Below are 12,397 nucleotides of genomic sequence, written 5' to 3'. Positions count from 1 at the left end.
ATGCCTGCGTACAGATCGACATATACAAGGATGGTTTCAGTGCTGCTGGTTGCAGTACTGTTGCTTATCTGCGGCTGTAATAAATTATTAGATGCGGGAGGCCCTCCTGACAAAGTAATAACTCCGCAGGTCTATACCAGCGATTCGCTGGCGCAGGCTGCACTGATCGGTATTTATTACAAAATGATGGAAAGATTTGGACCATCCAATGGTTATATGAGCCGGTACGCGGGCCTTGCTTCCGGGGAGCTGGACCGCTGGAGCCCATTAGACCAGGACCAGCCCTTTTTATCAAACACCATACCAGTAGATAATAATACGGTATGGGAAGTATGGACCCTGAGTTATGCGTATATTTATCAATGTAATGATGCAATAGCGGGACTCACCGATAATAAGGCGATCACTCCCTCTTTACGGAATCAGTTACTGGGAGAAGCCCATTTCCTGCGGGCTTTTAACTATTTCTACCTGGTGAATTTGTTTGGAGATGTTCCATTGGTACTCACGACCGATTACACTAACAACGCCAAAATACCAAGAATACCGGTTGATGCTGTTTACGTTCAAATGATGGCAGACCTGCAGGAAGCTGAAAATTTATTAACCGACACGTATGTAACAACACCTGATTTCCCGGATGTTCGCATCCGGGTAAACCGGCTGGCGGTAAAAGCCTTTCAAGCCAGGCTCTATCTATATCTTGGAGAATGGACCAACGCAGCATCAGCCGCCACAGAGGTCATTCAATCGGGTACTTACCAGTTGGAAACAGACCTCTTAAAAACATTCCGGTACAAAAGCCGGGAAGCTATTCTGCAGTTTATGCCGGTGATCGATGCCTATAATACAGCGGAAGGTTTTTTGTTTGTTCCTATAAGCCCTACCGCAAGACCCGCTTTCATACTTAGTGATTCACTAATGAAAAAAATTGATCCCATTGATAAACGCCGCGTATGGATAAGAACTGTGACCAGTGGTGGCAAACCATACAACTCCCCCTGGAAATATAAATTAAATAACAGTGCTTCCCGGGAAGAATACAATATGGTCCTGCGATTGGCAGAACAATATTGTATTCGTGCGGAAGCTTATGCCAGGTTGGATCGACTGGCGGAAGCTGTCAGTGATCTGAACACCATAAGAAAAAGGGCGGGGTTGCCAGATCTGACCCATTTTACTTCTCAAAGTCAGGCATTGGTTGCCATAGAACAGGAACGGCGCATTGAACTTTTTGCCGAATGGGGGCACCGTTGGTTCGATCTGAAACGATGGCCGGCCTATACTGCAACAGTTCCCGGACAAAAACGCATTGATGAAGTAATGCGCGTATGCCGTCCTGATACCTGGAAAACCAGTGCTGCCCTTTGGCCGATACCAGGCGTAGAACGTATCCGAAACCCGGCCTTAATCCAAAATGAGGGTTATTAAGGCATTACTGCTATCGGGGCAAATTGCTGAAAATAGTGGCATAATAAAACGGTGCGCTATACCCATATTCAAAGGGAGTAAGTCCCGCATAATGAACATGAGAAAATGAGTAACCCGGAAATATGTTCCGCAGGCATTGCATTTCATACCAGATGTCGCAATAAGATCCGGTCGGGTTCGTAAGGTCAGCGTCGGTGAACCAAAGATAATCGTTACTCAGGGCATAGGACTGATTGAATGGTTGAATGAAAGCATTGGTTGCTTCAATGGCTGCATTAGTATTGGCTTTAACAGCGGCAGCAGAAAACGTACATGCCAGTACGAAGATCGCGATCATCTTTTTCATATTCGATTCGGTTTTTTATGGTGTGAAAATAATAGACAAACTGTTTCAAACGGCGTTGGACCAACGCTGTTACAATATTTTTTGATGGCCACCGGCAATCCCGTAATGTATGGGCGACGAAATACCTTTAAACGGGCACCCCGTAAAAGGCTGAGCATTACATATGGCAATGCGGATTATATTTTATTTTTGATACAGGGAAGTATAAATGAAGGAAGTACAATATTGCTACAAACCCTTGGTACCCGGTACAGGTTTATTTCATTTGGCATCTGATGGTGTAGCGAATAATTCCCCCCTTACAGAAAACAGGCCCCCTTTATTATATTAAACAACGCACTAATAAATTTGACAAAAAGAATTTGCAATATAGAGCTTCCACATGAAAAGAAGTTGGTACATACAAGACGCTCACTGATAATTATTAATGAATATCCCTGGCTTGCATATGCTTCTTTATCATATGTTAGTTATATGTGTTTACACTTGTTATTGATTTTTTATATTTGAAACTTATAATATCTCCGATGCAACACCTTCTTTTACTACATGGCGCTTTAGGCAGCAAAGACCAAATGGAACCGTTGGCCACTGCTTTGCACAATTCATACCAAATCCATACTTTCAACTTTAGCGGTCATGGTGGGCGGCCATTTCCCGAAAAAAATCTCTCCATTCCCCTCTTTAGCGAACAAATAGCCGAATATTTACAGGAATCAGGGATTGAACAGACAAATATATTCGGTTACAGCATGGGTGGTTATGCCGCCATGTACCTGGCCAAACACCTTCCGGCTAAGGTCAATAAGCTGGTTACCCTGGCCACTAAATTTCACTGGGATGAAAAAACAGCTGCCAGAGAAGTAAAGATGCTCGACGGCAACATCATCCGGGAAAAAGTACCGGCTTTCGCTGCTCAATTACAAGAACGGCATGCACCCAACGACTGGCTGGTTTTGCTCGATAAGACCAGACAACTGCTTACAGCCCTTGGCAATAATAATACCTTACAACCAGAAGATTATGCGACAATTACGACACCGAGCCTGGTATTATTAGGTGACCGCGACAAGATGGTGACCCTGGAAGAAACCCTTGCCGTTTATAAACAATTACCGAATGCCCGGTTCGGTGTTTTACCAGGCACTCCCCACGCTTTTGAACAGGTAAACCTGTCGTTATTAGCGTTTTTGATCGATGGGTTCATAAGGGAAAGAGCCTGAATTGGCTTTGCCCGGCCAATAAAAAAACCATTTACTTTCCGGTAAATGGTTTTCAATTTTTTAAATCCCGAAATCGCAGCATCGGAATCCCCCAATCGCTAAGCTACTTCCTTACTCATCTTCGGCACATGCACCTTTATGGTACAGCCTTGCCCTTTGGAGGAAATGACCTCCAGCTTGCCATCGAATAATTCGATGCGGCTGAGGATATTGCTCAAGCCCACGCCCTTTCTTCTTTCCTTGGGATCGAAGCCCTTGCCATCGTCTTTTATCCAGAGATCTATAAAGTTGTTCTTTTCAAACAGTTCAATAGATACATTATGCGCCTGCGCGTGTTTTATGATGTTATTGAACTGTTCCTGTACAATCCGGTACAGGGCCAGTTGCTGCTGCGGGGTAATGTTCCGTAACTGCTCTTTTTCATACATAAAATTGATAGCGAAAGGATTTACCAGGCGGATATTTTCAATCAGGTCCTGCACGGAATCGATAAGTCCGTTCTTATCCATCACCGGCGGAACCAATGACTTGGAGATCTTCCTGATCTCATTAATAGCCAGCTGCAGGTTATTGATACTGCGTTGCGCCAGTTCCTCCTGCATGTCCTTTTCCTGCAAAGAGGCTTCTATATACGCTTTGGTAACTGCCAGGATCTGGTTGATATTATCATGCAATTCCCGGCCGATCTCGGCTCTTTCCCGTTCCTGGCTTTCAATGGAAGCACGTACCAGCTTGCGCTGATGCTCTTCACGCTCCCGGGCTATCTGCTCTGAATAGCTGGCCAGCTGTTGTTCGGCTTTTACTTTTTCGGTAACATCCTGACAGGTGCCTATGAAACTGATACCATAGGCATCCAGGCGCCGGGAGCCACGCCCTTCGATATATTTTTCAACCCCTGTTGCACTGATGATGCGGAATTGAACGGGTTCGGTAGAGCCTGTTTCCACTGTTTTTTGCTGCGCTTTCAATACAATGTCCTTATCATCGGGATGTACGAAACTGAGAAAGAGCTCATAGGTCAAAGGAGTATCTTCACCCATATCCAAAATGCGGTACAATTCATCGGAGCAGGCAATCACCTCTCCCTTCTCCCCCAACTCCCAGCTTCCTATTTTGGAAATACGCTGCGCTTCGGCCAACTGGCGCTGGCTGTTGCGCAGGTCCTGTTCGGCGACGGCCTTTTCCATCCGTTCGTTGGCTTCATTCAGGGCCCTTTTTATTTTAGGGATCACAGTGAATAACTTGTCTTTTATGGCATAGTCGGTCACCCCGTTCTTGATCAGCTCAACAGCATTTTCTTCGCCGATAGTGCCTGATACGATGATGAACGGCACATCAGGGCAGATCTCCTGTTTCATCCGGAAGGCAGAAACGCCGTCAAATCCGGGTAACGAATAATCCGACAAGATGATGTCCGGACAAAAATCAACCAATGCATTGCCGAACTGTTCCTTGTTTTCGACAATTTTGGGAATAAAATGCAGGGCGCCTTTCTTCAGTTCATATAATAACAATTCCAGGTCATTCTCATCGTGCTCGAGGATCAGCAATTTGGTAGGTTTCACAGTAGACATAAATTACGATTGATAGGGTTGATTTAATATTAACCAGTAAAGGCCCATGGTACTAACTGCCTTTACATATCCTTCAAATTCCATCGGTTTAACTATATAGCTGTTTACCCCAAGCGAATAACTTTCCATAATGTCTTTCTCTTCTTTTGATGAGGTAAGCAACACCAGGGGTATCATACTGGTGCTTTTATCTGCTTTCAGTTTTCGCACAACTTCCAGTCCATCTACTTTCGGCATTTTGAGGTCGAGGATGATCAACCTGGGCTGCAGGGCTACATTTCTGCCATTGTAAGGCCCGGTTCCATAAATGAAATGCAGTAATTCCTCGCCATCTTTCAAATGGATAAGAGAGTTGGCCAATCCTTGTTTTGAAAGGGCCCGGATCGTCAGCTCTGCATCGTCAGCATTATCTTCACACAGCACTATCTCCACTTTAGCACAGTTTAAACTTTCAATCATATAGGAGGTTATTGGTTTTTGGTAATGAGAAATAGAAAGTTGCTCCCTCATTCAGCTTTCCTTCCGCCCATACTTTTCCCCCGTGTTTCACGACAATGCGCTGTACAATGGCCAGTCCCACCCCTGTTCCTTCAAATTCATCATTACCATGCAATCGTTGAAATACCCCGAATAACTTGTGTGCATATTGCATATCAAATCCGGCCCCGTTGTCTTTTACATAATATTCAATTTCCTCGTCCTTTTCATTTGAACCTATTTCAACCACTGGTGTCTCTTTTTTTGCAGAATATTTTATTGCATTGGATATCAGGTTAATAAACACCTGCGACAGCAGCGCAGGATCGCCTTGCGTATTATGCAGGGCATGTATTGTAATTTTCGTGCCCGCAGGTGCGTTTTGCTTCAGGTCGGCGATAATTGGCTCCAACAGCTTGTTAAAATCAATGGTCACGCGGGTAATCTCTTTACGGCCCATTCTTGAAAAAGACAGCAGGTCATCGATGAGCGTGCCCATTTTTTTGGCATTGTTCCTGATCACATTCAACATGCGTTGCGCCTCCTCGCCGAATTCATGGGCATGGTCTTCCTGGATCATTTGGGCATAGCCATTGATGCTGCGCAGCGGCGCCCGCAGGTCGTGTGATACCGAATAAGAAAATGATTCCAACTCTTTATTGGTCAATTGTAACTGGGCTATATTCCTTTCGAGGGTTACATTCAATTGCTTAATTTCGAAATCAGCCTTTTTTTGCCGGGTGATATCACGGCCATTGGCAAACCACAGATTATCCTTATGCACAATATTCCAGCTGAAAAACCGGTGTTCGCCGTCCTTTGTAAACATCAGCACTTCGAATGAGAAAATCGGCTGGTACTCTTTGGCTAATAATCTGATCCTTTCCTGGCCTTCCTCCGACAAATAATCGAGCAGGGAAGAACCTTTCAGCTCCTGCGGCGTGTAACCCAGGAGTGAATACACGGCTTCATTCACCTCTTCAAATCGAAAGGAGCCGCTATTGATTATACAAATAAGATCGGCAGAATTGTTGATCAGCAGGGCGTAATTTTCGAGCGCCTGGTTCTTTTCTTTCAGCTCCCGCTGCTGGCGGTGCAGCTGCAGCAGTACCGAAACCTTCGCTTCTGTGATATCGGGATTGAGGGGTTTATACAGGTAATCGATCGCCCCTTCTTCAAATCCCTTCATTACGAACTTGTGATCTTTTTTTTCGGCGGTAACAAAAATGATCGGGGTTTCGCTCGTGCGCTTATTGGATTTAAGGATCTGGGCCACTTCAAAACCATCCATCCCGGGCATCTGTACATCGAGCAGGATCAGGTCAATTTCCTGGTTAAGCGCTATTTTCAGGGCGTCATTACCATTGGTAGCGCTGATGAGCTTACGGCCCGGCCGGCCCAGGATCTGTTCAAGAGCATAGATATTATTGATCTTATCATCTACAATTAGAATGTGGTCTTGTGCCTGTTTCACCATTATTTTCGTTTTTCAACTATGAGCAAAAATTCCCCTATTTCGACCGGTGTTAAAATATGCTGAACGTACCCGGTATTTATGGCGGCTCTCGGCATCGCCGGGTAATCAGCTGTTTCAGGTAACTGGGCAATGGTTGTGCCACCTGCCTGAGAGATCTTTTGTATGCCCCTGGCGCCGTCTTTATTGGCGCCGGTTAGTATAATTCCAAGAAGGCCTTCTTTATATACTTCTGCTGCCGTTTCAAACAGCACATCGATCGAAGGGCGGCTGAAATTTACCGGCGCATCAAAGCTTAAGGAAAAACTGCCGTCCCCTTCAATAAGCAAATGATAATCAGGCGGTGCAAAGTATACCGTACCGGGCTCGATCAGTTCCTTTTCATCGGCCTGTTTTATACGTATTTTACTTTTCTGCTGTAATACTTCTTCCAGTAAAGCGCGCTCATCTTTCGACCGGTGCTGCACCACTATTATCGGTAAAGGAAAACCGGCCGGCAAATCGCGCAGGATCTCGATCATGGCATATAGTCCTCCTGCTGAAGCGCCGATAACAATCGCATCATACGCATTTCTTAACTGCATGGCTGGTTTCCCGGGTTATTTCGTTTTCATAAAAATTTTTTCTTTCCTATCTATCTCCTCGAAGCACTTTTGTTTTTCAGCAAACAATAACGACTCTTTGTTACCCAAGCCCAGGAAACCAAAAGGGCATAAACTTTCATAGAACAGGCTGATTACTTTACTTTGCAAGGATTGGTTAAAATATATGAGCACATTCCGGCACAGGATCAATTGAAATTCGTTGAACGATTTATCCATGGCCAGGTTATGTACCGAAAAAACAATATTCTGCCGAAGGCTCTTATCCCACAGCACCGAGTTGTATTTAGCCTTATAGTAATCACTGAAGGAGTTCTTTCCTCCGGCTTTCAGATAATTTTCGGTATAATTCTTCATGTTCGTAATAGCAGAGATCCCTTCTTTTGCTTTTTGCAGGGCATCCTGGTTTATATCGGTGGCATAGATCACCGTTCTTTCCAACAAACCTTCTTCCCGGAACAGAATGGCCATGGAGTATACTTCCTCACCGGTTGAACAACCGGCGATCCATACTTTGATAAAAGGATAGGTCGCCAACCGGCTGATCACATTTTTACGCAGGCTTTTGTAAAAAAGCGGATCACGGAACATCTCGGTCACATTCACCGTGATCTCCTGGATAAAATGTTCAAATGCCGTTTCATCTTTCATCACCATTTTGCCCAGGTCTTTAAGCGAGGGGATCTGATTGGCTTCCATGAAACTCCGTATTCGCCGGATCACCGATGCTTCTGCATACTCAGTAAAATCGTATCCATATACAAAACGGACAGATTCCAGGAACTGCCTGTATTCTTCATTGGCAATCATTCACAAAACTTTTTATCGATAGAGCCATACACGCATCAGCGACAGCAACTGGTCTATATTCACCGGTTTTGAAACATAATCGCTCATGCCCGCTTCGAGGCATTTTTCCCGGTCACCTTTCATCGCTTTCGCCGTTAGCGCAATGATGGGCAGTTTATTAAATGCATTCATTTTACGGATAGCGGCCGTGGCTTCGTAACCATCCATTTCGGGCATCATGATATCCATAAGAACGATGTCAACGTCGGGATGCTTTTGTAACATCTCGATGGCTACCCGGCCATTTTCCGCTACATAACATTTCATCCCTTCTTCCTCCAGCACATTGGTCAGGGAATAAATATTGCGCATATCATCATCAACAATAAGCGCTTTTTTATTTCTAAGGATCTCTTCCGTACGGTGGAGTTTGCGGATGATCTGCTGCTTCTCCTTCGGCAACTTCGATTCAACCCGGTGCAGGAACAGCGCTGTTTCATCTAACAACCGTTCTTTTGAATTGGAGGTTTTCAATACGACGGTATTCGCCAGCTTTTCCAGTTGGCGGGCTTCATCCTTGTTCATATCCCGGCCGGTATATACAATGATCGGAATGCGGTTCAGGTCTTCGCGCTCCTTGATCTTTTCCATCAGCTCAAAGCCGCTCATATCGGGCAGTCCCAGATCGATTATGATGCAGTCGAACCGCTCGTCCTGCAACATATTGTATGCCTCCTGGCCGGTGTAGGCTGCAAAAGATTTTATGTCGCCATTGCCGATGAGTTCCCTGATGGCTTTATTCTGCTGGGGGTTATCTTCTACTACCAGCAGCTTCTTCAGCTTACGGTTCATAAAATCTTCTATACGATCAAAGGCCCCTTTTACGGCCTCGTGGGTAATGGGTTTGCGCAGGAAATCAAAGGCACCCAGTTCAAGCCCTTCTTTCCGGCGATCGTACCCGGAGATGATCTGTACCGGTATATGCCGCAATTCGGGATCGTTTTTCAACAACCGCAACACTTCCGAGCCATCCAGCACCGGCAGCTTCATATCCAGGATTATGGCATCAGGACGATAATAGCGCGCCAGGCTTAAACCCGTATTACCCTGATGCGCAATTATACCTTTGTACCCTTTTTCCCGGGCAATGTCCAGCAATACCCGTGAAAACGCTACATCATCTTCAATGATCAATATGGTTTTATCATTTTCCTTGATGGTATAGCGATCGTCCTCAGCTTCCTTTTCGGTTAATGGCACATGGGGAGGAACTACCGGAAAAACCTTTTTCGGCTCCGGCTTCCTGATCTCGATATTCTTTTCTCCCTTCACAACATTGGCGGCATCAAATGCCAGTGGCAGATAGAGGGTAAAGGTGCTGCCTTTACCTTCCTCACTGGCCAGATGAATTTCTCCGCCTAACGCGCCGGCCAGCTCCCGGCTTATTGACAAGCCCAGGCCGGTACCGCCAAACTTTCGCTTGGTTGAGCCGTCGGCTTGCTGAAATGCTTCAAAAATGATACCCTGCTTGCTCTCAGGAATGCCTATGCCCGTATCTGTAACGGAGAAGGCGGCAACTGCGGGCAGACTGCGAAGTTTGGCGTTCCGCAGGCGTACATCCGGGCGCTGCACTTCAATATTAACTGTAACCTGCCCATCGCGGTCGGTGAATTTGAACGCGTTAGAAAGAAGGTTGCGTAATATTTGTTCCAGGCGTTGCCGGTCGGTTTGCAGTGGTGAAGAAAATTGATCCTCCCGGCAATTGATCGTAAAATAGATATTCTTGTTCCGGGCTATTTCACTGAACATCTGATGCAGGCTTTGCGTAAGCTCAGTCACCGGCACTTCCTCTATTTCGATCTCTATCTTTCCGGCTTCCACTTTCGACAGGTCGAGGATCTCATTGATGAGGTTCAACAGGTCGGAACCGGAATTATGAATATTGGTGGCAAACTCTATGTCTTTCTCTGTGAGTGATTTGTTCTTATTCTCGGCCAGGAGCTGGGCCAGTATCAATATGCTGTTAAGCGGTGTGCGCAGTTCATGCGACATATTGGCCAGGAACTCCGATTTGTATCTGCTGGTGGCCTCCAGTTCCTGCGCCTTGCTTTCCACTTCCAGCTTGGCCAGCTCCAGTTTTTCTTTTTGTTCTTCCAGTAAATTGGCTTTTTCTTCCAGTTCTTCATTGGTTTGCTGCAACTCTTCCTGCTGGGCGCGCAATTCGGCTTGTGACCGCTCAAGCAACTGGGTCTTTTCCTGCAGCTCTTCATTGGTTTGTTTCAGCTCTTCCTGCTGGGTTTCCAGTTCTTCGGCCTGGCGCTGCGTTTCTTCCAGCAATTCTTTTTGTTTCGTTCTTACCTGCGAAGAATTGATGGCAATGCCAATACTTTCAGCCACTATTTTCAGCAACTGGAGATCCAGGTCAGTGAACTCCCGCACACTGCCGATTTCGATCACCCCTTTTACAGAACTGTCGTACAGGAATGGATATACCAGGATATTACGGGGCGCTGCCTGGCCCAGGCCTGAATTCACTTTTATGTAATCAGGTGGAATGTCAGCAAATATGATCGGTTTTTTTTCCAGGGCGGCCTGCCCTACCAATCCTTCCCCCAGCTGAAATTTATTCATATTCCCATTGCGATGCGAAAAAGCGTAGCTGCCTACCAGTTGCAGTTGATCGTCTTCTACCACATAAATGGCGCCTACCTGCGCTTTCAGATAAGCCGTAATCATATTGATCACCTGCTGGGCCAGGTCTTGCAGCGCTTTTTCGCCCCGTAAAATAACATTCAGTTCGCTGGCGCCGGTGAGCACCCAGGTACGGATCTCGTTTTCAGCCGACAACTTCAGCAGGTTATCTTTCATGTTAGTGAGGGCTTTGCCCAAGATGTCGTCATCGCCCCGGATATTGATCTCGGGCGTATAATCGCCTTTGGCAATGGTATCAGCGATCACTGTGTATTCTTTGGAAACCTGGATCAGTTTATTGAATGAAACTGCCAGATCGCCTATTTCATCTCTGGAATCAACAGGAATGGTAAGATCAATTTGCCCCAGTGCAATACGGTCGGCAGCGTTCTTAATAACCGATAAAGAAGTGGAAATAGAATGGATAACCAGATACAGGAGGATAGCGATGCCTGCGATCACAAGTATTACAATGATCATCCCGCTGATCAACGATGCCGTTAAAAATGCCTGTTTCTCTTCCACCAGTTTGCGGGTCTCATTCACCAACAGGTCTTCCAGTTCATTTAATGCATTCAGAAAAGCGGTAATATTAATACGCCAGGCGTTAACCGAAATCGTGCCGGCCAGTTCCGGATATTTAAATACCGAATCGATCCATTTTCTTGTCAGCGCCACCGCCGGAATTTTCATTCGTTCATTAAAAGCAGCTACATGGGCAGGCGATGCGTTTTTAAAATAGCGGTCAAAATGGTTTTCAAATTTTCCTTTAAGCCTGGCAAATTCAGCATATTCGCCTTTACTGAACCCTTTTTCAAGCAGGGCAATGTGCAGGCGCATTCGCAGCTGGCCTAAATAGCCCTTGGTGTTCAATAAATAAAGGTGCGTTTCAATGCCGTTCCTGATATCGATATCCTGTGCACTGCGGTAGGTAATATTTGCATCGTCTAACAGCAGAACATTCATGATTGCATAAGTCCTCGCCATGGTGTCAACATCCGCTGTTAACTGGTTAACGGCAATACGCACATCGCCGATATTCTGCAACATGGTCAATTCCTTGCGCTTATGCTGTTCTTCTAGGAGTTTATTATAGGCAGCTATTGCCCGGTCGGTTTGCACGCGCTGATTAAGCAGCGCATTTTTATCTTCCTTTCCGCCACTGGCCAAATAACTGATGGAAAACCCGCGTTCATCCTGCAGGCTGCTGATGATATCGCTGATCTTTTCAATTTCCAGTACATTATTATATACGTGCTTTATATTCTTCCGTTTGGAGAACTTATCCATGACATCAACACCCAAAAAATACAACAAGGCGGCCAGGGGAACGAGGGATACTATAAGCAGTTTGTTCCTGATCGACAGCGTTTGGATAAATTTCATAGCAATATGCGATTATGCAGCATTACACCGGTAAATAGCTGCAGATGGAAAAATTGCTACGGCAGACCTAACCTGTTCATTTTTCAGGCCGATAAATGTTTATTATACATCAACCTGAGCCAGTCTATTCAGGAACCTCAAAAATCGGGTGTACTTAACAGAATCTTAGAAAGATATAGCCCTGTAACCTGTTGGACTGGTTGAAATTACGATAATTATTTGAATTAAATCAATTAATAATTTATTGATTACTGTCAATTTACGTCAATGGTCATTGGTCAATGGTAAACGATACAAAGACAGGGTGAACATACCCCATGGAACAAGCGCCTCTTATTGCAGTTGTACGCCATGAAAGATCGTGTTTTAACGATTAACAAGGGAGGGATCGCCTTCAATGATTA

The 12,397-nt window shown here is 45.4% G+C and carries 9 protein-coding genes; 2 read left to right on the top strand and 7 right to left on the bottom strand.

Annotated features, from left to right (window positions below; translation table 11 throughout):
* Positions 1-1,431: a RagB/SusD family nutrient uptake outer membrane protein gene (locus JT717_RS07865; protein ID WP_205509649.1), complete on the top strand. Its 1,431-nt coding sequence runs from the start codon at positions 1-3 to the stop codon at positions 1,429-1,431.
* Between the two features lie 10 nt (positions 1,432-1,441).
* Here JT717_RS07865 and JT717_RS07860 read toward each other — a convergent pair whose 3' ends face one another.
* Positions 1,442-1,777, bottom strand: a complete 336-nt coding sequence (locus tag JT717_RS07860) for a hypothetical protein (RefSeq protein WP_205509648.1) — start codon at positions 1,775-1,777, stop codon at positions 1,442-1,444.
* 527 nt (positions 1,778-2,304) lie between these two features.
* Here JT717_RS07860 and JT717_RS07855 point away from each other — a divergent pair.
* Positions 2,305-3,000: an alpha/beta fold hydrolase gene (locus JT717_RS07855; protein WP_205509647.1), complete on the top strand. Its 696-nt coding sequence runs from the start codon at positions 2,305-2,307 to the stop codon at positions 2,998-3,000.
* 98 nt (positions 3,001-3,098) lie between these two features.
* Here the strand turns inward: JT717_RS07855 and JT717_RS07850 are convergent, their stop codons facing one another.
* From JT717_RS07850 to JT717_RS07825, 6 genes are read right to left on the bottom strand one after another with little or no spacing between them, the layout of a single operon-like run.
* On the bottom strand, positions 3,099-4,574 hold the full coding sequence (locus tag JT717_RS07850; RefSeq protein ID WP_205509646.1) for a hybrid sensor histidine kinase/response regulator: 1,476 nt from the start codon (positions 4,572-4,574) through the stop codon (positions 3,099-3,101).
* A gap of 3 nt (positions 4,575-4,577) precedes the next feature.
* On the bottom strand, positions 4,578-5,033 hold the full coding sequence (locus JT717_RS07845) for a response regulator (RefSeq protein WP_205509645.1): 456 nt from the start codon (positions 5,031-5,033) through the stop codon (positions 4,578-4,580).
* Positions 5,026-6,528, bottom strand: coding sequence for a hybrid sensor histidine kinase/response regulator (locus JT717_RS07840; protein ID WP_205509644.1), 1,503 nt, complete (start codon positions 6,526-6,528; stop codon positions 5,026-5,028). Before JT717_RS07840 ends, JT717_RS07845 begins: the two co-directional genes overlap by 8 nt.
* Positions 6,528-7,109 carry a chemotaxis protein CheB gene (locus tag JT717_RS07835; protein ID WP_205509643.1) on the bottom strand — a complete coding sequence of 194 codons (582 nt, stop codon included), beginning with the start codon at positions 7,107-7,109 and terminating at the stop codon, positions 6,528-6,530. Before JT717_RS07835 ends, JT717_RS07840 begins: the two co-directional genes overlap by 1 nt.
* A gap of 15 nt (positions 7,110-7,124) precedes the next feature.
* Positions 7,125-7,937, bottom strand: coding sequence for a CheR family methyltransferase (locus JT717_RS07830; protein ID WP_205509642.1), 813 nt, complete (start codon positions 7,935-7,937; stop codon positions 7,125-7,127).
* A 12-nt stretch (positions 7,938-7,949) separates the two neighbouring features.
* Positions 7,950-11,993, bottom strand: a complete 4,044-nt coding sequence (locus tag JT717_RS07825; protein WP_205509641.1) for a response regulator — start codon at positions 11,991-11,993, stop codon at positions 7,950-7,952.
* Positions 11,994-12,397: the final 404 nt, after the last annotated feature.

Origin of the sequence: Longitalea arenae, from assembly GCF_016924755.1 — a bacterium.
GTDB classification, from domain to species: Bacteria; Bacteroidota; Bacteroidia; order Chitinophagales; family Chitinophagaceae; genus Niastella; species Niastella arenae.
This window is presented reverse-complemented; position numbering and strand designations above follow the sequence as displayed.